We start from the raw sequence: 24,959 nt of genomic DNA on the forward strand, positions 1-24,959 counted from the left end.
AGGCACCGGGCACCTACAGGGTGCGTCCTCCGTCGAGAGCAGCGTCGAGGCGGGCCGCGATGGCCCGTCCGATCTCGGCCAGGGGGCGCAACTGGGTCATCGCGCCGTGCGCGCAGTCGATCGGCAGTTCCTCCACGTGTCCGGCGACGTAGGGCCGCCATGCTTCAGCGGGTGCGGGCAACCCCGGCATCCGGTCGACGGTCGCGGCGAAGAACAGCACGTTCCCGTCGAAGCGGCTCGGGGTGAAGCGAGCACTGGCTTCGACCGTTCCCGCGAACACCTCGGCCACAGCGGCGATCCCGGACTCCCCCAGTGAGGCCAGGGGGCTGCCCGCCGCCCGCAGGGTGTCCACCGCTTCGGTGGCGGTCAGCTCACCGTCCACGGGGAAGCCGAGTGAGTCGAGCACGTCACTCAGTGCCGCGGGGGCGTCCGGATGGTTCGCGCCGCGGGCGCTCGCCGGGTAGGAGTCCATCAGCCCGAGGAAGGCCACCTCCTCACCCTCGGACCGCAGCAGGGTCGCCATCTCGTGCGCCACCAGACCGCCGAACGACCACCCGAGCAGGTGGTACGGGCCGGTCGGCCGCACCGCCCGGATCGCCGCGACGTAGTCCCGAGCCAACTCGGCCACGTCCACCCGCGCGCCCGGCTCGGTCAGGCCGCGGGCCTGCAGGCCGTACACCGGCCGCCGGGGATCGAGGTGGCGCAGCAGCCCCGAGTACACCCAGCTGATGCCCGCGGCGGGGTGCACGCAGAACAGCGGCGGCAGGTCCCCGTCCGCGCGCAGCGGCAGGAGCAGGTCCAGCGCGTCCCCGCCGGTCGGGGCGCGCTCGTCGATCCGGGCGGCGAGTCCGGCGACCGTGGGAGTCTCGAACAGCGCGCGCAGGCCGAGTCGGACGCCCAGGGTCGCGTGGACGCGGCTGATCACCCTGGTGGTGAGCAGGGAATGGCCGCCGAGGTCGAAGAAGCCGTCGTCCGCCCCGACTTCCGCCACGCCGAGCACCTCGGCGAAGATCGAGCACAAGGCCCGCTCAGTCGCGGTGCGCGGCGCGCGGCCGGTCACGGGGGGCGCGTCCGGCGCGGGCAGCGCCGCGCGGTCGACCTTTCCGTTGGGGGTCAAGGGAATCTCGTCCACGGCGACGAACGCCGACGGCACCATCGCCTCGGGCAGGGCGGCGGCCACGTGGGCCGCCAAGCCGGTCGCGTCGACGCCGTCGCCCGCGGGGACGACGTAGGCGACGATCCGCTGGTCGCCGGGCCGGTCCTCCCGCACGATCACCGCGGCGCGGCGAACGTCAGGGTGTCCGGCGAGCCGTGACTCGATCTCGCCGAGTTCGATCCGGAAGCCGCGGACCTTCACCTGGTGGTCGGCGCGGCCGACGAACACCATCGTCCCGTCCGCGCGCCTGCGGACCAGGTCGCCGGTGCGGTAGAGGCGGGCGCCGGGCACGAAAGGATTGGCCACGAACCGTTCCGCGGTCAGCGCGGGCCGGTTCAGGTAGCCGCGGGCCAGCCCGGCGCCGCCGATGTACAGCTCGCCGACGACCAGGTCGGGCACCGGCGCCAGCCCGGCGTCGAGCACATAGAGCTGGACGTGGTCGAACGGTGTGCCGATGGGCACAGGTCCGTCCGGCAGTGGGTCGCCCGGCGCGATCCGGTGCTCCATGCAACTCACCGTTATCTCGGTCGGCCCGTAGGAATTGATCACGGTCACGCCTGGGTGCGCCGCGCGCCACGGTTCGAGTTGGGCGGCGTTCAGTGCCTCGCCCGCGACGATCAGCGTGCCGCTCGGGGAGAACTCCGCCGGCAGTTCGGACAGCAGCGGCAGGTGGCTGGGCGTGCACTTGAGCACCGACGCGGGGGCACGCCGCAGCGCGGCGACCGTGTCGGCGTCGGTGTCGTCCAGCGCGGCCAGATGCACGCAGCCGCCGGTGACCAGCGGCGCGTACAGCACGGTCACGGTGAGGTCGAAGGCCACCGGCGAGTGCACCAGCGCCACCCCGGCCGCGTCCGGATAGCCGACGCCCGCCCAGGCCAGGTATGCCGCCAACCCACGGTGCTCGATGACGACACCCTTGGGCTGCCCGGTGGAGCCGGACGTGTAGATCACATACGCCGGGTCCGTGTCGCGCCTGCCCGGCACGATCGGACAGTGCGGCGAGCGGTCCCCGAGGGTGTCCGGCACGAACACCTGGAGACCCCCGGTCGCCAGGTCGTCAGCGAGCGCCGCGGTGGTCACGACCAGCGCGGGCTTGGCGTCGGCGAGCATGTGCTCGATCCGCGCGGCCGGGTAGCCCGGGTCGATCGGCAGGTACGCCGCACCCGCCTTCAGCACCGCGAGGAGGGTGACCACGAGGTCGGCGGAGCGGGGCAGGACGACCGCCACGATCCGCTCCGGCCCGGCCCCCAGTTCGGCAAGCCTGCCCGCCAGGTGGTTGGCCCGCTCATCAAGGTCCTGATAGGACAGTTCGACGCCGTTCGCGCGCACGGCCGGTCGGTCCGGCGTGCGGGCGGCCTGCGCCGAGATGAGGTCGGACAGTGTCGTGTCCGCCCCGGCAAGACCAGATCCGTTGCGGCGCACCAGAAGGGTATGCCGCTCTTCGGGCGTCAGAATCTCCAGCGCGCCGATCCGCTCGTCCGGCGCGGCGACGGCTGCCGCGAGCAGGCGCACCAGCCGGTCCCCGAGGGCTTGGGCCGTGGCGCGGTCGAACAGGTCGCGGTCGTAGGTCAGCGATCCGTCGATGCCCAACCGCGGCCGCTCGGCCAGCATGAAGGCCAAGTCGTACTTCGCTGTCTCCACCGGGATGTCGTGCTCGGCCACCTCGAGCCCGGGCAGCGCCACGCCGCCGGACTCCGTGTTCTGCAGCGCGAGCAATACCTGGAACAGCGGGGAATGCGACAGCGAGCGCGTCGGGCTGACTGCCTCCACGATCCGCTCGAACGGCACGTCCTGGTGGGCGTAGGCGGTGAGGTCGACCTCGCGGACCTGGCTGAGCAGGTCACGGAATGTCGGCTCGCCGCCGGTGTCCACCCGCAGAACCAGCGTGTTGACGAAGAAGCCGACGAGGTCGTCGAGCGCGGCGTCGGTCCGGCCCGCGATCGGGGAGCCGATCGGGATGTCGGTGCCCGCGCCGAGTCGGGTGAGCAGCGCGGCGAGCGCGGCGTGCAGGACCATGAACACGCTGGTCCCGCTTTCGGTGGCCAGCGCGAGGATCCGCTCGTGCAGGTCCGGGTCGACGGTGAAGTCGACGGCGGCGCCGCGGTGTCGGGCAACGGCCGGTCGAAGCCGGTCGGCGGGCAGGTCCAGCCGGTCGGGCACCCCCGCCAGCGCAGCCTGCCAGTGTGCCAGCGACTTGCCCGCGGGGCTGTCCGGGTCGGCCTCGCCGCCGAGCAGATCCCGCTGCCACAAGGTGAAGTCCGCGTACTGCACGGGCAGTGGTGTCCACTGTGGCCGGTCGCCGCGGGTGCGGGCGGCGTAGGCCGCGCCGAGGTCGGCGGTGAACGGCGCGAGGGACCAGCCGTCGGTGGCGATGTGGTGGGTGACCACCAGCAGGACATGGTCGCGCTCGCCGAGCCGGAACACCTCGGCGCGCAGCGGCCGTTCGACGGCCAGGTCGAAGCCTGTCGCCGCGGCCGCCGCCACCGCGTCGGCCAGGTCCGCCTCCGCGAGGTCGCGCACCGGCAGGTCGACCGGCGCCGGGTCGAGGATCTGTTGGAACGGCTCGTCGTCGATCACCGGGAACACGGTCCGCAGCGGCTCGTGTCGCTCGGTCAGGTCGGTGATGGCCGCCCGCAGCGCCGCGAGGTCGAGGTCGCCCCGCAGCCGCAGCGCCAGCGGCACGTTGGACATTGCCGCCGCGGTGTCGAACTGGTTGACGAACCACAGCCTGCGCTGGGTGAACGACAGCGAGACGCGGTCCGGCCGGGGCATGGGCCGCAGGGCAGGCCGCCCCGTCGACGCCACCGGGTCGGCCAGCCGCGCGGCCAGGGCGGCCACGGTCGGCGACTCGAAGACCGCCCGGATCCCCAGTTCCACGCCGAGTGCCGACCGGATCCGGCCGACCAGCCGGGTGGCGAGCAGCGAGTGCCCGCCGATGGCGAAGAAGTTGTCGTCCACCCCGACCTCGGCCAGCCCGGTCAACTCCGCGAACAGTCCACACAGGACCGCCTCGGTGGGCGTGGCCGGGGGACGGCTCGACGCGGTCCGCACGTCCGGCGCGGGCAGTGCGGCTCGGTCGAGCTTTCCGTTGCCGGTCAAGGGAAGTTCGTCCAGCTCGACCCACGCCGCGGGCACCATGAAGTCCGGCAGCGTCTGGGCGACGTGCTCGCGCAGCGCGTCGGTGTCCAGTCCGGCGCCCACGACATAGGCGACGAGGCGCTTGTCGCCGGGCCGGTCCTCCCTGGCCAGCACCGCCGCGGCGGAGACCGCCGGGTGGGCCAGGATCGCTGCCTCGATCTCACCGAGTTCGATCCGGAAGCCGCGGAGCTTGACCTGGTGATCGGCCCGCCCGAGGAATTCCAGCAACCCGTCCGGCCGCCACCGCGCGAGGTCGCCGGTGCGGTACAGGCGTTCGCCCGGCACGCCGAACGGGTGGGCCACGAACCGGGTCGCGGTCATACCCGGCGCACCGCGGTAGCCGTCGGCCAGGCCGGCCCCGCCGATGTGGAGCTCACCGGCCACCCCCGGCGGCACCAAGCGCAGTTCGGCGTCGAGCACGTACACGGTGGAGTTGGCCACCGGCAACCCGATCGGCAGCGGCGCCCGCTCGGTGTCCTCGGCGCGGACGCGGTGGCTGCTGGCGAGCACCATGCCCTCGACCGGGCCGTAGGCGTTCACCACCGGCAGGTCCGGCCGCCTGCGCAGCAGTTCGGCGAGGTGGTGGGCGGAGGGCACGTCGCCGCCGGTGATCACCTGCCGAACCGAGTCGAACACCTCCGGGTGCACGTCGACCATCACCGCGAGCAGGCCGGCGGACAGGAACAGCGTGGTGACGCCGTGGCGGGCGACGATGCGGGCGATTTCGGCCGGTTCCGGGCTCTGCCCCGGCTGCAGCACGATGCTTCCGCCGGGCAGCAGGGCGCCGAAGAGTTCGAGGACGGCGCCGTCCCAGGAAACCGGCGCGGCCTGCACCCACACTTGGTCGGGCCCGAAGTCGAGATAGCGCTGCCCGAGGAAGGTCCTGGTGATGGACCGGTGCGACGAGACCACGCCCTTGGGCTTGCCGGTCGACCCCGAGGTGAACAGCACGCACGCGGTCGACGACGGCCCACCGGGCATGGCCAGGTCCTCGCGGCTCTCGGCCGCGGCGGCTTCGAGCAGGTCGTCGATGAGCAGGACCTGGTCGACGTCGGCGAACCTCGCGGCGGACGCGGGCTGGGTGATGACCAAGGCGGGCGCGGCCTCGGTGAGGATCGCGCGCACCCGGCCCACCGGGTGCTCCGGGTCGATCGGGACGTAACCCGCGCCCGCCTTGAGCACGGCCAGCAGTGCCACGACCATGTCCGGTCCCCGGTCGACGCACAGGCCGACGAGGTCGCCGTCGCCCACCCCGGCCGCGCGCAGCCGCCGGGCGAGCCGGTTGGCCGAGGCGTTGAGGTCGGCGTAGGTGATCTCCGTGCCGCGGAACACCAGCGCCACGGCGTCCGGGGTCCGCCGGGCGTGCTGCTCGATCACCTCGTGCACCCGCAGGTCGGGGATCTCGACGGCGGTGTCGTTGATCGCGGTGACGAGGGTGTCCCGCTCGTCCCGGTCGACGACCTCCAGCGCGTGCACCCTGGCGTCGGGGTTGGCGGCGACCTGGTCGAGCACCAGGCGCAGCCTGCCGCCCAGTGCCCGCGCGGTCGCGTGGTCGAACAGGTCGGCCGCGTACACCAGCAGAAAATCCACGCCCGCCGACCCGCCGTCGGCGTCGCGGCGCGCGGTGTAGTGCAGGGTCAGGTCGAACTTGGCCGTCGCCGCCGAGACCGGCCCCGGCTCGACCACCAGGTCCGGCGCGGTGAAGCCGTCGGGACCACCGGGGGCGACCGCGGCGAGCATGACCTGGAACAGCGGGTGCCGGGACAGCGACCGCACCGGGTTGACCGCCTCGACGAGCCGGTCGAACGGCACGTCGGCGTTGGCGTACGCCGCCAGATCGGTCCCCCGGACCCGCCCGAGCAGCTCGGCGAAGGTCGGGTCGCCACCCGTATCCACCCGGAGAACCAGGGTGTTGACGAAGAAGCCGACGAGGTCGTCGAGCGCCTCATCCGACCGGCCGGTGATTGGTGAGCCGATCGGGATGTCGGTGCCCGCGCCCAGCCGGGTCAGCAGCGCGGCCAGCGCGGCGTGCACGACCATGAACAGGCTGCACTGGTTGGCCCTGGCCACCTCCACCAGCGCGGCGTGCAGCCCGGCGTCGACGGCGAAGGCGACCTCGCCCGCCCGGTTGGTCGCGGCGGCTGGGCGCGGCCGGTCGGCGGGCAGGTCGAGCTGGTCGGGCAGCCCCGCCAGCTCCTGGCGCCAGAACTCCAGCTGCGTTGCCTGCGGACTGTCCGAATCGGACTCATGACCGAGAACTTCCCGCTGCCACAAAGAGTAATCGGCGTACTGCACTGGAAGCGGGGCCCAGTCGGGTGCGTCGCCTGCCACGCGGGCGGTGTAGGCCGTGCCCAGGTCACGCAGCAGCGGCGCGAGGGACCCCTCGTCCCCCGCGACGTGGTGCAGGACCAACAGGAGCAGGTGGTCGGTGGGCGCCGTGCGGAACAGCGTCGCCCGCAGCGGCCGGTCGACGGTGAGGTCGAAACCCGCGTCCGCCTCGGCCTGCACCCTCCCGGCGAGTGCCGCCTGCTCGACGTCGCACGGGTCCAGTCGGATCACCGGCGGGTCGAGCACGACCTGGTGGGCGGTGCCGTCGCGCTCGGGCAGCACCGTGCGCAGCAGCTCGTGCCGGGCGATGACGTCGCCGAGCGCGGCTTCCAGCGCCGCCACGTCGAGCGGACCGGACAGGCGCAGCGCGGTCGGCACGTTGTAGAGCGCGCCCGCGTCCTCGAACCGGTTCAGGAACCACAGTCGCTGCTGGGCGAACGAAAGCGGCACGGTCTCGGGCCGGACCATGGGCGTCAGCGGGGTCGCCGCGGCGGCGGTCGTATCGATGGCCTCGGCCAGGCCCGCCACCGTCGGCGCCGCGAACAACGCGCCGATGGTCAGGTCGCTGCCGAACACCGACCGGACGCGGCCGACGACCCTGGTCGCCAGCAGCGAATGTCCGCCCAGGTCGAAGAAGTTGTCGTCGACACCGATCGTGGCCACGCCGAGCACCTCGGCGAACAGGTCGCAGAGGATCTCCTCACGCGGAGTCCGCGGCGGGCGGGACGTCCCGGTCGACGACAGGTCCGGCTCGGGCAGCGCGCGGCGGTCGAGCTTGCCGCTCGCGGTCAGCGGGAACGTGTCCATGGCGACCACGGCGGCGGGCGCCATGTGCTCGGGCAGCCGGGCGCCGAGCAACGCGCGCAGTCGAGCCGGGTCGACGGTCTCCCCCGGTTCGGCCACGACATAGGCCACCAGGGTCTTCACCCCGCCCCGACCGGCGACCGCGGCCACCGCGGCCTGCCGGACGCCCGGGCAGGCGGCGACGACGGACTCGATCTCCCCCAGTTCGATCCGGAACCCGCGGATCTTGACCTGCTGGTCGGCCCGGCCGACCAGCTCGAGGTCGCCCGCGGCCGTCCAGCGCACGAGGTCACCGGTCCGGTACATCCGCGCGCCCGCCGCGGCGAAAGGGTTGGCGACAAAGCGTTCCGAGGTCAGGGCGGGCCGGTCGAGGTACCCCCTGGCCAACCCGGCACCGGCGAGATACAGCTCGCCGACCACGCCGGGCGCCACCGGCCGCAGCGCCGCGTCGAGCACGAACGCGCTGGTGCCGGGGATCGGCTTGCCGATGGGTGGGGCGTCGGCGCCGCTGAGCGGGTCCGACATGGTGGCGACCACAGTGGACTCGGTCGGCCCGTAGACGTGCATCATCCGCCTGCCCGGCGACCAGCGGGCGACGAGTTCGCCGGGACAGGCCTCGCCGCCGACTACGAAGCCGCGCAGGGTCGGCAGGTCGCCATCGGGCAGCGAGGCGAGCATGGGCGCCACGAGGTCGGTGTGGGTCACCTTGTGGTCGTTGACCAGCGCGGCCAGCTCATCGCCCGCCAGGGTGCTGCCGGGCGGCGGCAGCACGAGGGCGGCGCCGCGGGTCAGGGTCATCGCGATGTCGGCCATGGACACGTCGAAGCTGATCGACACCGCGAGCAGGAACCGGCTCGACTCGTCGATCCGCATCCGGTCGATGTGCGCGGCGGCGACGTCGGCGACGCCGTGGTGGGTGACCACGACGCCCTTCGGGGTGCCGGTCGACCCGGAGGTGTAGATGACGTAGGCGGGGTGGCGCACCGACAGCGGGTGGACCCGGTCGGCGTCGGTGGGATCGGTGTCGGGTGCTCCGTCCAGGTCGAGCGTGTCCAAGGTGAGCACGGCCGCCGCCGACAGCCGGTCCGCGAGTTCGGTGGTGGTGAGGACGACCTCGGGGGCGGCGTCGGCGAGCATGAACGCGATCCGCTCGGCCGGGTAGCCGGGGTCGACCGGCACGTAGGCCGCGCCCGTCTTGAGCACCGCCAGCCACGCCACGACCAGCTCCGCCGAGCGCGGCAACGCCAGCGCGACCCGCGACTCCGGCCCGATCCCGCGGCCGATCAGGTGGTGCGCGAGCCGGTTCGCCGCGGCGTTGAGCTGGGTGTAGCTGAGGACGGTGTCGCCGAAGACGACCGCGTCGCCGTGCGGGGTGCGCCGGACCTGGGCCTGCACCATGGCGGGCAGCGTCGCCGGGGTCGCGGCGACCCCGGTGTCGTTCCACTCGCGCAGAACCAGGTCGCGCTCCCCCGCGGCGAGCGCGTCGACCTGACCGAGGGACGCGGTGGGATCGGTGGCGAAGGACTCCAGCAGCCGGACCAGCCGCGCGGCGATCGTCTCGGCGTCGGCCGCGGAGTACACGTCCGGCCGGTGGCACAGCCGCAGCCGCAGCCGTGGCCCCGGCGTGGCGGCCAGGCCGAGCGGGTAGTGGATGGCGTCGAGTTCGCTGACCTCGGCCACCCGCAGGTCGCCCGCGTTCAGAGTGGTGTTGTCGGCGTAGCTGGCGAACACGGTCAGGGTGTCGAACAGCTCGCCGATCCCGGCGATCCGCCGGCTCTCGGCGAGGCCGACGTAGGCGTGCTGGTTCATCGCCGACAGCTGGTCCTGCAACTCGACGAACACCGCGGCCATCGACGCGGCGGGGTCAGGTCGCACCCGCACGGGCATCGTGCCGACGAACATGCCCAGCAGCGAGTCCATCCCCGCGACCTCCGGCGGACGCCCGGCCACCGAGGTCCCGAACAGCACGTCGGACCGCCCTGTCAGCGAGCCGACCAGCACCGCCCACGCGCCCTGCACGACGGCGTTCATGGTCAGCTGGCAGCCGCGCGCGGTCGCGGCGAGCGCGGCGGTCAGCTCCTCGGGCACCTCCACGATGAGGTCGCGCGACCGCACCCCCTTCGTGCCCTGCGCGGCGGGGGCGACCAGGGTCGGCTCGTCGACCCCGGCCAGCAGGTCACTCCAGGCCTGTTCGGTCGCCGCGCGGTCCTGACTGTCCAACCAGGACAGATAAGCCGGATACGGTGCCGCGGGGGTGATCGCGGCGCCGGTGTAGCGGTCGAGCAGCTCGCGCAGCAGCACCGGCATCGACCAGCCGTCGAGCATCAGGTGATGGCTGGTGATCACCAGCCGGTGGGTGTCGCCACCCGTGCGGACCACGGTGAACCGGACCAGTGGCGGCGCGGCCAGGTCGAACCCGCGGGCGCGGTCGTCGGCCAGCAGCCGCGCCATGCCTGCCTCGACGTCCGATCCGGTCAGGTCGACCAGGTCGACCAGGTCGACCAGGTCGACGATGTCCCACTGCGTCGGCACCGTGGCCGGGACGACGGCCAGTGGAGCGGAGAGGCCCTCGTGCCGGTAGCAGACTCGCAGCTGCGGGTGGTCGCGCAGGACAGCGTCGGCGGCGACCCGGAGCCGGTCGGTGTCCAGTGGGCCGTCCAGCCCGACGACCAGTTGGGTGAGGTAGAGGTCGTTGGCGCTTTCCTCGTAGAGCGAGTGGAACAGCAGGCCGTCCTGCAGCGGGGTCACCGGCCAGAGGTCGACCAGGTCCGGGTGCGCGGACTCGAGCCGTTCGATGTCGGACTGGGTGACGTCGGCCAGCGGGAAGTCCGACGGGGTGTGGCCGCCGGACCCCGGCGCGGCGGTGTGCGCGGCGATCGCGGTCAGCGCGCGGAACCACAGCTCACCGAGCCGCCGCACGTCGGCGTCCGCGAGCAGGTCCCCCGGCCAGGCCCAGGTCACGCTGAGGCGCGGGCCGGACGGGTGGTCCTCGGTGACGGCGTTGATCTCCAGCAGGTGCGCGAACGGGATGCCGGGCTCCTCGCCCTCACCGAGCGCGGCGGTCTCGGGCGCGGCGGCCCAGTCGGCGCCCTCGGCCGGGACGCCGAAGCGGCCGAGGTAGTTGAACTCGATCTGCGGCGTCCCCAGCGCGGCGAGCGTGGGGCCGGTGTCGGTGTTGAGGTAGCGCAGCAGACCGTGGACCTGGCCGGTCGAGCCCGCGCGCACCTGTTCCTTGACCCGCTTGACCGCCTTGGCCACCGCAACCCCGCCGGACCAAACCGACGCCCAGTCGACGGCGCCGAGGTCGAGCCGGACCGGGCGGATCGAGGTGAACCAGCCGATGGTGCGTGAGAGGTCCATGCCCGCGGCGTCCTCTTCGCGCCTGCCGTGGCCTTCGAGGTCGAGCAGCACCTGGGTGGAGTCGGACAGTCCCCGGTCGCGGCGCCAGGCGGCGACCGCCAGGCCGAGGGCGGTGACCAGGATGTCCTCGACGCCCGCGTGGAACGCCGCGGGTGCCGCGGTCAGCAGCGCCGCGGTCTGCTCCTCGGGCAGCGTCATGGTCACTTTCCGCGCGGTGGCGACGATATCGCGCGCGGGGTCGAGCGGGCGGCTGGACAGGAGCGGGTCGGGCGTGGCCAGGATCTCCTGCCAGCGCCCGGTTTCGGCGACGACGACAGGATTGTGGGCGCGGTCGGCCTGGTGCTCGGCCCAGCGCCGGAATGAGGTGCCGACCGGCTGCGGCTCGGTGTCCGGGTCGGCCCACGCCTCGGCCAGGTCGGGCACCAGGATCCGCCAGGTCACCCCGTCGACCACCAGGTGCTGCAGGCACAGCAGCAGCCGCCCCCGGCGCGTCGGGCCTCGGTCGAACCAGACCGCACGCAGCATGACGCCCCGGTCGGGGTCCAGCGCGGCCACCGCGCGCGCCGACTCCTCGGCGACCACGCGGGCGAGCCCGTCGTCGTCCAGTTCGCGCACGTCGACGCGGGTCACCAGGTCAGCGGCGTCGACCGCGCCGGACTCCCGGACCTCCAGTGTCCACTGTGTACTGTCCCGGCCGAGTCGGGAGCGCAGCATGTCGTGCCGGTCCAGGACCGTCCGCAGCGCCTGCGTGAGCCGGTCGAGACCGAGGTCCGCGGGGACCTGCAGCAGCATCGACTGGTGGAACCCGTCGATCGGCCCGCCCCGCGCGCGCAGCCAGTGCGTGATCGGGGTCAGCGGGACCGGCCCGATCCCGGCGCCGGGCGCCTCGGCCTCGACCTCGCCGGTGTCGCGGGCCACCGCGGCGAGCCGCTCGATGGTCCGGTGGGTGAACACCTCGTGCGGGGTGAACTCGATGCCCAGCCGCCGCGCCCGGCTCACCAGCTGGATGGAGACGATGCTGTCGCCGCCGAGGTCGAAGAAACTGTCGTCGATACCGACGCGCGGCAGCCCGAGCACCTCGCCGAACAGCCCACACAACGCCTCCTCACGCGGCGTGCGCGGGCCGCGCCGGGACACCGCGAAGTCGGGCGCGGGCAGTGCCCGACGGTCCAGCTTTCCGTTGGGGGTCAACGGGAATTCGTCCAACACGACGACGGCCGACGGCACCATGTACTAGGGCAGCGTCGCCGCGGCGTACGCGCGCACCTCGGCCGGGCCGACCGGCCGGTCCGCCACGACGTAGGCGACCAGGCGCTTCTGGCCAGGGGCATCCTCATTGACCACGACCGCGGCCGACCGGACGTCGGGGTGGCCGCTGATCGTGGCCTCGATCTCGCCGAGCTCGATGCGGAACCCGCGCACCTTCACCTGGTTGTCGGCCCGGCCCACGAACACCAGCTCACCGCTCGGCAGCCGCTTGACCAGATCGCCCGTGCGGTACATCCGCGCACCCGCCGCGTCGAACGGGTTGGCCACGAACCGTTCCGCGGTCAGCGCGGGACGGTTGAGGTAGCCGCGGGCCAGGCCGGCGCCCGCGAGGTACAGCTCCCCCGGCTCGCCGTCAGGCACCGGCCGCAGATCCGCGTCGAGGACGTGCGCGGCGATGCCGCGGATCGGTCGGCCCATCGGCGGGGCGGCGTCCCCGGTGGCGGGCTCGCTCATCGTGGCGACCACTGTGGACTCGGTCGGGCCGTAGACGTGCACCAGCCGCCTGCCCGGCGCCCAGCGGGCGGCCAGTTCCCGGGAACAGGCCTCGCCGCCGACGATGACGCTGGTCATGGTGGGCAGCGGGCGGTCGGGCAGCGAGGCCAGCATCGCGGCCACCAAGTCGGTGTGGGTGACCCCGTGCCGCTCGATCACGTCGGCGAGCACCTCGCCCGCCATCTGCTCGTCGGGCCCCGGCACCACCAGGGTCGCGCCGGCGAAGAGGGTCATGGCGATGTCGGCCATGGACACGTCGAAGCTGATCGACACCGCCAGCAGGAACCGGCTTCCCGGGCCGATCCGCAGCCGGTCGATGTGCTCGGCGGCCATGCCGCCGACGCCGCGGTGGGTCACCACGCAGCCCTTGGGCCTGCCGGTGGACCCGGAGGTGAAGATGACGTAGGCGGCGTCGTCGAGGGAGACGGGCCGGGTCCGGTCGGCATCAGCGGGATCGGAGGCGGTCAGGTCGGCGCCGGCCTGGTCGACAAGCACGACCTCCGCACCGCCGAGCGTCGGCGCGACCTCAAGCGTCGAGACGATCACCGCGGGCCGGGCGTCGTCGAGGATGAGGGCGATTCGGTCGGCCGGGTACGACGGGTCGATGGGCAGGTACGCCGCACCCGACTTGAGTACCCCGAGCCAAGCGACGATCATCTCCACCGACCGCGGCACCGCGAGGCCCACCAGATCGCCAGGTCCGACCCCACGCGCGATCAGCCGCCACGCGAGGCGGTTGGCCCGCGCGTTCAGTTCCGCGTAGGTCAGTTCGGTCTCGCCGTGCACCAGCGCGAGTGCGCCGGGGTCCGCCGCGCACGCCGCCTCGAACAGCTCGGCCATGGGAGCGGTGTCCCGCCGCCGATGCGACGCTGGGGTGTGCGACATGTGCTGGCCTCCGGCGCTCTCCTGGTTGGCCACGCCGGTTCGACGCGGTCCACCGGTGTCCACTCTGTCCCGCGCACCCCGTGCCGGCCCGAGCCAATACGCCCGCGAATGGATCGTTTTGGCCCGGCCCCGGAAAGCGCGATGGGCCGGATGGGCGATCTTGCTCGCCCACCCGGCCCGGCCGCGGTCTACCACTTCCCGCGCGTGGCTTCCCTATCCGGACAGGACCTACTCGACCTCACCGGTCACGCCTGCCTCGGCCGACAGGCTCGCGGTCCGAGCCGCCGCCCGCCGGTCGCGCGGCGGCACCCCGTTGACGTCCTCGGTGGATGTCGCGTAGGTGCCGGTGACGAAGGCCAGCGCGTCGGCGTTGCGGGACAGGATGTCCCGGTTGATGTTGGCCAGGTTGTCGCACGGCGCCAGGTTGCACGGGTCGAACGCGATCCCGGCCGTGCCGCCCCACTTCGCCGCCTGCGCGGGCGACTTGATGTGCGGGATGCCCGCGAACGGACCGCCCGTCGGGATGCCCGCGGCGATGAACGTGGCGTAATTGCCCTGCCCGACAACGGGTGCGGGTTCGGTCTGCACGCCGATGCGGGTCATGAAGTCCACAAAGGTCTTCTCGATCTGCGCGGAGCCGTACGGCATCGGGCCCGCCTGCCCGGCGGAGTTGTCGCCGTCGAAGACGAAGTGGCCGCCGTTGGGCGACCCGAGCGGCGCCACGTCGAGGTACATGGCGATGTCGAGCCGCTGTTCGTCGCTCAGCGAGTTCAGGTACGGCGCGGCCCCCGAGTGCGGTACATCGGCTCCCCAGAAGGCGAAGCGGACCGCGTTGCTGATCCGCGGGGCGCCGCCGAGCGTGCGCGCCAACTCCAGCGTCGCCGCCGCGTTCGACCCGTTGTCGTTGACGCCGGGTGACGTGGTGACGCTGTCGGAGTGGGTGCCGAGGGTGATGACGTTGTCCTTGCGCCCGGTGCGGGTCTGGGCGATCACGTTGTGCGAGACGGTCGACTCGACGTGCCTGCGCACCTCGACGTTCGTCGACACCCCACCCGACCCGGTGAGCTTCGCACCGTCGGCCGACCCGAGCATGACCGCCGGGATCCTCGCCTGCGCCGCGTTGACGACACCGCCGACGGCACCGACGGAGTGGTTGTAGAACACGACCGCGACGGCGCCCAAGTCGGCTGCCACCACCAACTTCTGCGTGTACGCGCAGCCGCCGCGCTTGACCAGCGCCACGGCGCCCGCCGTGTTCAGGCCCGCGTAATCGGTGGCCTGGCAGCCGGAGTCGGCGTCGGCGGGCACGACCGCGAGCGGGCCGGTGACGCCGCCGACCGCGGTGTCCGGTGAGCCGATCAGCGGGTTCGGGACCAGGCTGGTGGCGCCCGCGGCGACCACGGCCCGGTCGATGACGACCCGGTCGTAGGTGAATGCGTGCCGCGTGACGTCGAACCCGGCCGTGCGCAGCGTGTCCTCGATGTACTCCTGTGTCTTGGTGTAGCCCGTGCTCGGGTCGGCGCGGTGACCGCCGTTGCGGTCGGCGATGCGCTGCAGGGCGATCAGGTGCCGGTTGACGCCGTCGAGGGTCACCCGCTCGACGAGCCTGTCGGCGAGAGTGGACGCGGCCTCGGGCGCCGCGTGCGCGGTGGCGACGGGTAACGCGGCCACCACAAGGGCAGCCAGGGCTAGAACACTGCGGCCGCGGTTCATTCGGCACCTCCAAGAGTGGTCGCCTTCATGGCGACGGTGGCACGGGTCTGCGCCCGCTGGGCGCGCGGTGGGACGCCATTGACGTCCTCGGTGCTGGTGGCGTAGCCGGCGAGCACGAACGCCATCGCGTCGGCGTTGCGGTCGAGCGCGGTTCGGTCGACGTTGCCGAGGTTGTCGCACGCCTGCTGGTGGCAGCGGTCGAACGAGACACCCGCGGTGCCGCCCCACTTCGCGGCCTGCGCCGGGGTCTTCTGGCGGAACGACCCGGCGTAGAGCCCGCCGGTCGGGATGCCCGCCGCGATGAACTGGCTGTGGTCCCACTGGCGGTCGAAGTTGCTGCCCTCGACCTGGATCTCCCGGCCGGCGAGGTAGCCGGCGAAGGCCCGCTCGATCTGCGCGGAGCCATACGGCATCGGGCCCGCCGAGCCGGTGGAGTTGTCGCCGTCGTAGACGAAGTAGCCCGCGTTGCTCGACCCGATGGAGTTGGAGTTCAGGTACATCGCGATGTCGAGCTGCTGCTCGAAGCTCAGCGACTTCAGGTAGAAACCGGCGGCGGTCTTGTCGACATCCTCCGCGCCCCACCAGGCGAAGCGCACCGCGTTGTCGACGCGCGGCGAGGGTCCCAGCTTCAGCGCGATTTCCAGCAGCGCGGCCGAGCTGGCGCCGGTGTCGTTGATGCCCGCGCTGGTCGGGATGCTGTCGAGCTGCGCGCCCGCCATCACCACGTTGTCGGTGCGGCCGGTGCGGGTCTGGGTGACGAGGTAGCGGCTGGTCGTGAACTGCTTGTGCGTCCGAACGTCCACAGTGGTCTGCGTGCCCGCCACAGCGGCGAGCGCGAGGCCTTCCGCGGTCGTCAGTCCCGCGGTGGGGATCTTGGACTGGGCCGGGTCGACGCCGCCGTAGCCGGGCCCGTCGACGTGGTTGTAGACCAGCGCGGCGATGGCGCCCGCCTGCGCGGCGACAAGCTGCTTCTGGGTAAAGGCGCAGCCGCCGCGCTTGATCAGCGCGATCGCGCCCACGGCGTCGACACCCGCGTAGTCCTCGATCTGACAGCCGGGGTTGGCGTCGACGGGGACGGCGACCAGCGGGCCGGTCAGCCCGCCGACCGGGGTGTTGATCGAATCGGTCATCTGGGTCGGCGCGGCGCGGACCGCCCCGGCCACCACCACCGCAGCGTCGACGACCACCCGGTTGTAGGTGAACTCAGGCGTGCTGACCTCGAACCCGGCCGCACGCAGTCCACCCGCGATGTAGTCGAGGCTCTTCTGGTAGCCCGGGGTGTGCGCCGCGCGTGTTCCGCCATTGGTGTCGGCGATGCGCTGCAGGGCGATGAGATGGCGGTTGATCTTGTCCGCGCTCACCGCCTTCACCAAGTGGTGCCCCAGCGCGTCGGGGTCAGGCGCGGCCTCGGCGGCGGGCGCCGTCGCGAGCACGGTGCCTGCGACGACAACGGCCACCGCAGCGCGGCGCCGCCCGTCTCTCTTCGTTCGTAGCGTTGATGGGGACACGGAACTCCCTCACAGTCGGTGCCGCGAGCCCGCGGGCGCGGTGGTCATGTGCCGCAGCCTTTCGCGTGGACCGCACCTGATCCCGTGCCATTGCGGGCCAAGGTGGACCGGATTGGAGCGCCGGCTATTGACACGATCCGGCGAGACCGGAGTCAGCCTGGACCGGCTACGCCGTCGGGTGATGTTCGAACGCATCATCGCCCGCATGCAAGCGGCAGAGCCGGGGCAATGGGTACTTCATCTTCACCGCCGGCCCGCCGGAGCGGCTACGTGATGACAGCGGTGGAGTCCCTACCTGGCGAGCCAAAGTCAACGCGCAACTCGCCGACAAGCCCTTCGAACGCATCCGGCTCGACGTCTCCCCCAGGACTCATGAACTTCATGCCACCGACAGGCTCGCCGTGAGTTGTGGCGGTCGGGTGCGCTTGCCTGCTTCGGCGCACCCGCGCCGCCCGGCTCTGCCGTTGAGGCACGGGCGGGCCACGTACCGTGGGAGGCGTGAGTATCACGCCGCCGCCGACCATCAGCCTGGACAGCCGGTTCGCCCGCGCCCTCCCGGAGTTGGCGCTTCCCTGGCAGGCCGAGCGGTTTCCCGCGCCGGACCTGCTCGTCCTCAACGACGCGCTGGCGGCGGACCTCGGGCTCGACGCCGCCTGGCTGCGCAGTCCGGAAGGGGTGCGCCTGCTCGTCGGCGACCGCATTCCCGATGGCGCCACCCCGGTGGCCCAGGCCTACGCCGGGCACCAGTTCGGGCATTACTCCCCCCGCCTCGGCGACGGACGTGCCCTGCTGCTCGGCGAGGTCGTCGACACCGACGGCAGGCCGCGCGACCTGCACCTGAAGGGGTCCGGGCGCACACCGTTCTCCCGAGGCGGCGACGGTCTCGCTGTGGTCGGCCCCATGCTGCGCGAGTACATCATCAGCGAGGCCATGCACGCCCTCAACATCCCCACGACCCGCTCGCTCGCCGTCGTCGCGACCGGACACCCGGTGCGCCGCGAGACCCTGGCGCCGGGCGCGGTGCTCGCCCGGGTCGCGAGCAGCCACCTGCGAGTCGGCAGCTTCCAGTACGCCCGCGCCACCGGTGACATCGGCGTCCTGCGCCGCCTCGCCGACCACGCGATCGCCCGGCACCACCCCGCCGCCGCGGACGCCGGTCTCCCCTGTCTCGCATTGTTCGAGGCGGTGGTCGCCACCCAGGCGTCCCTGGTGGCTCAGTGGATGCTCGTCGGTTTCGTCCATGGGGTGATGAACACCGACAACATGACGATCTCCGGTGAAACCATCGACTACGGCCCGTGCGCGTTCATGGAGGCATTCGACCCGGCCACCGTGTTCAGCTCCATCGACCACGCCGGCCGTTACGCCTACGGCCACCAGCCCGCCATGGCCGAATGGAACCTCGCGCGGCTCGCCGAGGCTCTCCTTCCGCTGCTGGCCGAGGACGAGGAACAGGCGATCGCACTGGCGGTCGAGGCACTGGGCGCGTTCCGGCGGCGGTACGACGACGCCTGGTCGGCAGGCATGCGAGCCAAACTCGGCCTGCCCGCCGACACGGCGATCTCACCGCTGGTCGACGACCTGCTCACCCTGCTCCAAGCCGACCACGTCGACCACACCTCCTTCTACCGCCGCCTCACCCTCGCCGACACCGAGCCCGTACGGGAGCTGTTCCTCGACCTCCCCGGCATTGACGCCTGGCTGACCCGCTGGCGCGCCCTGGCACCGGACACCGAGCTGATGCGCCGGGTCAACCCCGCCTACATCCCCCGCAACCACCTCGTCGAACAAGCACTCGCCGCCGCAACCGACGGCGACCTGGAACCCCTCGAACGCCTCCTCGACGCGGTCACCAACCCGTACGACGAACGCCCTGACCGCGAGCGGTACACCACCCCCGCCCCGACGGACTTCGGCGCGACCTATCAGACCTTCTGCGGGACCTGAAAAGTCGCCACCATCGTCAAACCCAGTGGCAGGTTTGCCCGCCCTCCACTTGAGCGCGCGTTTCAGCATGCAACAGCGACGGTTGGTATACGTGAGGGACACTCGACACCTGCACCTCAGGCCCCCGGCGGACGATCAAGCTGGAGGAAACTTCTCCAGAAATTCTCCATAGGGGCACATGTACGCAGACTTGGCGATCAACACGGAATGCAAGAAACCCGCCTGACCAGCAAACTGCATGGCAGGAGATCGACGAGGGCGATCTCAACGGCGACACGGCGGACGAAATGGGAATCCTCAAGGACATCTATCGCCCCGAGTGGGGCTGGCAGCAGACCCTGCACCGGACCAGGGCGGACGGCACACAGGAGCCGCTGCACGCACCGGAGGTCGCTCATGCCGCCCAGAAGTCCGGCCAGCGCGTCGCTTCCGGCTCGGAAAGCCTGGCCGGGATCAGCCCGACACGGTTCATCACGGTCACCCGTAACGCCAACCAGAACATCTCGCACCTGAACACCCACGTCATCGCGCGCGCGTTCGACACGTGTCCGGGCGACTGCGCGGAACGCCGCGAACGGTGGTGGGCGCTCTGGAACAACCTGAAAGAGCAGGTGAGCATCGAGCGCGCCGCGGGCTTCAACGTCGTCATCACCGGCGACTGGAACCGCCGCCTGGCTCCGGACGGGTGGAGTCCGGCTGACATCCACTCGACACCGGCGATGCGCGGGCGTTGCTGCTGACCGAACTCGCGATGGCCCGAGGCTGCGCCCAGTTCCTCGCCGCGCACGAGCCCGGCCTCGCCTGGCGGCTGCTGACCGCGTGCGAGAACGCGCACAGCTTCTCCGCCGAGGGACAGGCGTCGTCGGCCGACCTCCGGCTCGACGCCGACGACGCGGTCCTGATCGGTTGGCGACACGTCGTCGTCGGGGAGATGCACAACGACTACGACGACCTGAGGACAAACCTGCACGCCCTACACGGATCGCAGGCGCGGCACAGAGTGGACGGACGGTCACCCCGAACTGGTCGCCAGATATCCAAGGGCACGAAACGCTGCCGTGCTGCGCCGACCCCGCGCTGTTTGCGCCTGATCACGAGCGCTCGCCTGCTGTCGTCTGCTGCGACAAGTTGACCCGAAGCTGCTGTGTCTCCTGCCGGGGACTCAAACGCACACAGCCACACCCTTGGCGCGGTTGGATGCGGGAGCCGATCGCGCGCCGATACGACGAGATCGGTGCCCGGGCCTGCCTACCGGGTCGGATCCGTTCGAGTGCTTCGAGGGCTTGGTCTCGCTGGGTGGAAATGGTGTGGAGATACCGTTCGGTGGCTCGCAGTCCGGCGTGCCCGAGGCGGGTACTCCGCTGAAGCTCGAACGCGTGGCCATCGTTGGCGGCGTTGGCGGCGTCGGTGATGGACGCGCACGATCTGTCGGGTGCCGGCGCTCGGCGGGCGGTGTCGCTGACCTTTCGGGCGTGCGGCTTGGGCTATCGGGGTCCGGTGGGCCCTCGGTGTTTGGCGCCGACGACATCGGTACGCGAAAAGCCGAACCCGCCTACCGCGAGCGCGCGCGGTCGACGGGTTCGGCCCGCGCCGCGTCCCAGCGGTTATCGAGGGCACTGGGACTGACGGCACGACTTCGGGGGTGGTGGCTACGAAGGACTCTTCGCCTAGGTCACGACGAACGTCGGGCTCGCGTCCAGCAGCGTGTAGCTGTTGTTGGCGAAGAAGCGGAAGTTGTAGGTGCCCGGTGTGTAAGGCGCGGTGAAGGTGACTGTGGCCGAGGTGAGTCCGGTGGTCGGCGGGTAGTACCGGCCATTGAGGTAACGCTCGTCGACGCCGCCCGCGGAGTCCGGGTCGCTCGCCCGGCAGAGTCCCACCCAGTCCCGCGTGTTGCCGGGGCCGTTGGTGACGATCGCCTTGATCTGACCGCCTCGGGGGACCGAGGCCCGGTCGGCGGTGACCGTGGGCCCGGTGGGCGGCGTGGTGGTCGTGGTCGTGGCGGTGGTTGTCGCCGTGGTCGTGGGGGTGGGGCCGCCGGTGGCGAGTGGCTCGTTCATCGTCACGCAGTGGGCGCCGCCGCCGCCGTCACCCATGAGGCGGTCGAGGTTGAGCTGCACTACCGGGCGGCCGAACGCGGACTCCAGTGCCGACTTGGCCGCGGCGTCCGCCTGGGCGTCGCCGAACTGGGCGGTGATGATGGCCCCGTTGGTCACCGCGCAGTTGAGGTAGCCGTCGAAGAACGTGGTCCACTTCGCGGCGGGCACGCGCGGCAGGGTAGACGGGCCGTAGATCGTGATGACCTGGAGCGTGCGCCCCTTGGCGTCGGTGGCGGCGGAGAGGATGTTCTTGGTCTTGATCGCGTCCTCGGACCACACGCTCGTGGGCCGCGCGGGGCTCGACAGCTGCACGATCACCACACCCGGCCGGACGTACATGACCTTGCTGTCGATGTGGTCGTCGGTGATGTCCTTGTTGAACACGCCTTCGCACCAGATCATCTTGGTGGCGCCGTACTGGTGCAGCAGCTCCGCCTCGATTTGCGCCAGGGTCTTGTTCGGGTTGCGGGCCGGGTCCAGCCAGGAGCTCTTGTTGGCGATGAGGGTGCCGTCGCCGTCGTAGATCAACCCGCCGCCCTCGCCGACGACGGTCGACCGGGTCCACGGCACACCGCAGTACGCCGCCACCCGCTCGGCGACCAGCGCGTCCTTCGCGTGGGTCTGCTCGTTGCCCCAGCCGTTGAAGTTCAGGCCGAAGGCGTCCATCCGGCCGGTGTCGTCGAGCCGGAACATCGGGCCGGAGTCGCGCATCCAGCAGTCGTCCACCGGGATCGAGCTGATCACGGTGACCGCGGGGTTGAGCTTGCCGGCGGCGATGGTCGCGTTGGACGAACCGTCGGCGCACATGATCACCGGGTTGTGCTTGGCGATCTCGTTCGCCAGCGTGGCGACGTCGCTCTGGACGCCGCCGAGCAGGTTGCCCCAGATCGAGGTGTTCGACGGCCACGCCATCCAGGTGCGCTTGACCGCGACCTCCTCCCCCGGCACCGTGTACGGCAGGGCGGCCCAGGCGGGGTTCTGACTCGTGGCTGCTCGCAGGCCGACGCCCGCGATCGCGAGGCCGACCGCGCCGAGTCCCGCTCGCGCCACGAACAACCTGCGGGAAATGGATTTGGGCGCCACCGGCGTACCGCGGTCCTGTTGGCTCATCGTCGATTCCTTTCGGGGAGCCACGCGTGAATGTGCGCACCTGGTCTCGCGTCGGCCCCCACCGAAAAACTTTGACGCCATCCAAGTATGTGGCCACTGTGCTCCCGGGGAACCGTGGATGTCAAGAGTGCGCGATTCCCAACGGCTAGGCTCAAACCTGTGGCAACAGGGGAAAATGGCGCGACCAAGCGGCAGCTGCGCGGAGCCGCGCGAGAACAGCAGATCGTGACCGCGGCCGCCGAGCTCATCGCCGAGCGCGGCCTGGCCAACATCCGGGTCACCGATGTGGCCGAGCGGGCGCGGATGAGCACCGGCCACATCACGTATTACTTCCGCTCCAAGACCGGGCTGCTCATGCGCGCGATCCAGCAGTCGGAGGACGCGTACATCGACCTGGTCGAGGCCGCTACCGGCGCGATCAAAGACCCGTGGCGGCGCCTGACCGAGTTCATCAAGCTCTCCGCTTCCAGCGGACCCCAGGACCCCGGCTGGGTGCTGTGGTTCGAGGTGTGGTCCATCGCGGCGCTGGACCCGGAGATGGCCCGCCTGCACGAGGAACTCGACGCCCGCTCACGCACGATCCTCGCCGACATCATCCGGTACGGGTGCGAGCAGGGCGCGTTCCACACAGACGACCCAGAGGAAGCGGCGACCTTGCTCTCGGCGTCGATCGACGGCCTCTCGATCCAGCTGACGCTGGGCGCGTCCAGCCTGACCACAAAGGACTCCGTCGTCGGTCTGTGCGTCACAACCGCACGCACCCTGCTCGCACCCGTCACGGACTCACCTCAGTAAGCGCTCGACGGCATCCAGTCGTTGTAGCCGTAGCCCGCGGTGCCGGTCTTCGGTTGGCCGGCCCACTGCTGGCGGGGATCAGACCCGTCGCAGGGAGCCATGCTCAGCTGACGGCCCCACGCCGTGTCCGGGACGGCCACGCAGAGGCCAGGGTCGACCACGGCGCGGATCAGCGTCCCGTCGAGCAGGAACTTCTGGTTCCAGCCGCCGTGACAGTCCCAGACGATGAGCGGGCGACCCACGCCCACACCGGTCGCGACGTCGGCGCAGCGGTCGTGGGTCAGTTCGATGTGGAGGGACGACGTGGTCGAGTCGTACCACCAGCCTTGGTTGCGGGCGCCGTGGCAGCCCCACTGGATCAGTGCGTAGCCGTTGCGGGTGGAGTGTCCTTGCGCGTCGACGCAGAGGGTGGACGCGGTGTTGCGCAACTGGGTGAAGTCCAACAGTCCTTGGCGCACCCGCACGGCGGAGTCAGTGCTGGTGCACGTCGCCGACGACCAGGACGGGTTGTCGTAGAAGGACTTCACGCACGAGCCGAACGCGCCGTGCCCGCCGGCGTTGGGGTGCCACGACTGCCGGTAGGTGTTGGGGTCGAACGCGTCACCCCAGCTGGACACGACGCCCCGCGTCCATGGCTGCCCGGTGCAGGTCTCGTGCCCGTGGAACAGCCTGCTCGCGTCGAGGTACCGGGCGCCCGCGCCCTCGGCGGCGGCGCGGACCGCCCGTTCGAACAGCGGCACGACCTTGTTGCGGCCGATCGCCATGTCCCGCAGGTACATCGTGCACCCGCCGCCGTACCAGCCGGGGAAGTTCGGGGTGTCCTCGACGTCCGGACTGACCGGGCTGGGGTAGCTCATCACCACGAGCTGGTAGTCGCCCGCCGCGTATCCCGCGTCGACCATGGTCTGTTTGACGCTGGTCACGGCGGTGCGCAGGTTGGCGCCGGACACGGTCACCCGCGCCTGGACCTGGTCGGTGTAGGCGGGCCAGCACTCACCCTGGAAGAAGATCCGCTTGATCGTGCAGTCGGTGATGACGGGTCCGAACTCCAGGCCGCCGCCGTCGTTCGCGCTCGCCACGATCCACACGAGCTTGATCCGCGTGTTGCGCGCCTTGATCGCGAGGTTGTCGCCCTGGTTGAGCTCGTCCCACTGCCGAACACCGTTGCCCGCGATCAGGTTCTGTGTGACCGCGCCCGAGCAGGCCAGGTTGTAGGTCTTGTCGACCGCGATCCCGGTGCGGTGAATGCCCGCGGCGTACGACCGGTGGCACCAGTTCTGGTCGCCGTCACCGTCGTCGTCGCCGTTGGTGCCCGTCTCGTAGGGGCCCTCACCCTCGCCGGAGATCTCGCTGTCGCCCATCGTGGCGATCCCGGTCTTGCGCTGGTCCATCGGCCGGATCTCTGGGCTGCCATAGAGCGCGACAGCCTCAGCCGCGCGGATCGCTTCCAACTCCGGTGACAGCGGGGTGGCACCTGCTGTCGGCGCTGCCTGGGCCGGTGTGGCCAGGGCAGCGACAGCTAACAGGCCGATTAGGGCTGACAACAATCGGGGCATGATCGACACCTCGTCGTCGCAGGGTTGAAACTTTTTCAGACCTTAACGCCGATCACACATAATGAAAAGATCTCACTTTTTACGGCGCGGGTTCACCTGGCTGGTCGTGGGTCGCACAGTGGATGCCGCCGCCCCCGGAGGCGATGTTGTCGATGCCGACGCCGACGATGTCGCGGCCGGGGAAGTGATCACGGAGGATCCCCTTGGCACGGTCGTCGGCCTTGCGGTCGCCGAACTTCGGCAGGAACACGGCTTTGTTGGCGACATAGAAGTTCAAGTACGTGATCACGGCGTCGCGGCCGAGGTCGACGCCCTCGGGCTGGGTCAGCTCGACGACCTCCAACTCCCGACCGTCGGCGTCGGTGGCCTCGGCGAGCACCGCGCGGGCCTGGTCGGCGGACCTCGACCAGCTGTCGGGCGCGGTGCCCGGCGCGGCCCGGTCGAGCAGCACGGCACCGGCGGCGGTGAACCGGACCAGGCAGTCCACGTGGGCGTCGGTGATGTCCTCGCCGCGCACGCCGTCGAACCAGATCACCTTGCGCACACCCAGGACGCGCTTGAGCTCAGCCTCGATATCGTCTCGGGACCGCCCGCGGTTGCGGTTGTCGTTGACCAGGGAGCTCTCGGTCACCATCAGCGTGCCCTTGCCGTCGGTCTCGAACGAGCCACCCTCCCCCACGATCCAGGTTTCGACGCGTGGCACCCCGTACTTGCCCAGCACCGCCCTTGCGATCTGGGCGTCGCGGTCGTGTGGGTTCTGCTTGCCGCCCCAACCGTTGAAGTTGAAGTCGACACCGAGGAG

General features: G+C 71.4%; 11 protein-coding genes. 4 read left to right on the forward strand and 7 right to left on the reverse strand.

What is annotated here, in order from left to right:
• Window positions 1–13: 13 nt before the first annotated feature.
• The 4 genes from ACRDSQ_RS26040 to ACRDSQ_RS26055 form a co-directional block, all read right to left on the reverse strand.
• Window positions 14–11,977, reverse strand: a complete 11,964-nt coding sequence (locus tag ACRDSQ_RS26040) for an amino acid adenylation domain-containing protein (protein WP_431424592.1) — start codon at window positions 11,975–11,977, stop codon at window positions 14–16.
• 42 nt (window positions 11,978–12,019) lie between these two features.
• Window positions 12,020–13,387: a non-ribosomal peptide synthetase gene (locus tag ACRDSQ_RS26045; protein ID WP_431424593.1), complete on the reverse strand. Its 1,368-nt coding sequence runs from the start codon at window positions 13,385–13,387 to the stop codon at window positions 12,020–12,022.
• A 273-nt stretch (window positions 13,388–13,660) separates the two neighbouring features.
• Window positions 13,661–15,145 carry a M28 family peptidase gene (locus ACRDSQ_RS26050; protein WP_431424594.1) on the reverse strand — a complete coding sequence of 495 codons (1,485 nt, stop codon included), beginning with the start codon at window positions 15,143–15,145 and terminating at the stop codon, window positions 13,661–13,663.
• Entirely contained in the window at window positions 15,142–16,602 is a 1,461-nt protein-coding gene (locus tag ACRDSQ_RS26055) for a M28 family peptidase (protein WP_431424595.1), read from the reverse strand. The genes ACRDSQ_RS26050 and ACRDSQ_RS26055 overlap by 4 nt, the downstream gene beginning before the upstream one ends.
• A 549-nt stretch (window positions 16,603–17,151) precedes the next feature.
• Here ACRDSQ_RS26055 and ACRDSQ_RS26060 point away from each other — a divergent pair.
• The 3 genes from ACRDSQ_RS26060 to ACRDSQ_RS26070 all read left to right on the forward strand — a co-directional run bounded on the left by ACRDSQ_RS26060 (window position 17,152) and on the right by ACRDSQ_RS26070 (window position 19,732).
• Window positions 17,152–18,600: a protein adenylyltransferase SelO gene (locus ACRDSQ_RS26060; RefSeq protein ID WP_431424596.1), complete on the forward strand. Its 1,449-nt coding sequence runs from the start codon at window positions 17,152–17,154 to the stop codon at window positions 18,598–18,600.
• Window positions 18,601–18,887: 287 nt separating this feature from the next.
• Complete coding sequence (locus ACRDSQ_RS26065; RefSeq protein WP_431424597.1) at window positions 18,888–19,340, forward strand: hypothetical protein; 453 nt, start codon at window positions 18,888–18,890, stop codon at window positions 19,338–19,340.
• Window positions 19,331–19,732, forward strand: coding sequence for a hypothetical protein (locus tag ACRDSQ_RS26070; protein ID WP_431424598.1), 402 nt, complete (start codon window positions 19,331–19,333; stop codon window positions 19,730–19,732). The genes ACRDSQ_RS26065 and ACRDSQ_RS26070 overlap by 10 nt, the downstream gene beginning before the upstream one ends.
• A 535-nt stretch (window positions 19,733–20,267) precedes the next feature.
• Here the strand turns inward: ACRDSQ_RS26070 and ACRDSQ_RS26075 are convergent.
• A complete protein-coding gene (locus tag ACRDSQ_RS26075) occupies window positions 20,268–21,806 on the reverse strand; it encodes an agmatine deiminase family protein (RefSeq protein WP_431424599.1) in 1,539 nt (512 codons plus the stop codon).
• A gap of 159 nt (window positions 21,807–21,965) precedes the next feature.
• On the opposite strand from ACRDSQ_RS26075, the gene ACRDSQ_RS26080 reads away from it, so the two are divergent.
• Window positions 21,966–22,601: a TetR/AcrR family transcriptional regulator gene (locus ACRDSQ_RS26080; protein ID WP_431424600.1), complete on the forward strand. Its 636-nt coding sequence runs from the start codon at window positions 21,966–21,968 to the stop codon at window positions 22,599–22,601.
• On the opposite strand, the gene ACRDSQ_RS26085 is transcribed toward ACRDSQ_RS26080, so the two are convergent.
• Together ACRDSQ_RS26085 and ACRDSQ_RS26090 are read right to left on the reverse strand one after the other, a co-directional pair.
• Complete coding sequence (locus ACRDSQ_RS26085) at window positions 22,595–24,157, reverse strand: ricin-type beta-trefoil lectin domain protein (RefSeq protein WP_431424601.1); 1,563 nt, start codon at window positions 24,155–24,157, stop codon at window positions 22,595–22,597. The genes ACRDSQ_RS26080 and ACRDSQ_RS26085 overlap by 7 nt on opposite strands.
• 79 nt (window positions 24,158–24,236) lie before the next feature.
• On the reverse strand, window positions 24,237–24,959 hold a 723-nt coding region (locus ACRDSQ_RS26090; protein WP_431424602.1), incomplete at its 5' end, for an agmatine deiminase family protein.

The sequence above is a fragment of the Actinokineospora sp. genome (assembly GCF_050699995.1).
Taxonomy (GTDB): Bacteria; Actinomycetota; Actinomycetes; order Mycobacteriales; family Pseudonocardiaceae; genus Actinokineospora.

What these genes read in the sequence shown, in the direction of transcription:
- ACRDSQ_RS26045 (WP_431424593.1), bottom strand. Translation starts at nt 13,387, where the DNA reads ATGGCCGAGCTGTTCGAGGCGGCGTGCGCGGCGGACCCCGGCGCACTC.
- ACRDSQ_RS26050 (WP_431424594.1), bottom strand. Translation starts at nt 15,145, where the DNA reads ATGAACCGCGGCCGCAGTGTTCTAGCCCTGGCTGCCCTTGTGGTGGCC.
- ACRDSQ_RS26065 (WP_431424597.1), top strand. Translation starts at nt 18,888, where the DNA reads ATGGGAATCCTCAAGGACATCTATCGCCCCGAGTGGGGCTGGCAGCAG.
- ACRDSQ_RS26075 (WP_431424599.1), bottom strand. Translation starts at nt 21,806, where the DNA reads ATGAGCCAACAGGACCGCGGTACGCCGGTGGCGCCCAAATCCATTTCC.
- ACRDSQ_RS26085 (WP_431424601.1), bottom strand. Translation starts at nt 24,157, where the DNA reads ATGCCCCGATTGTTGTCAGCCCTAATCGGCCTGTTAGCTGTCGCTGCC.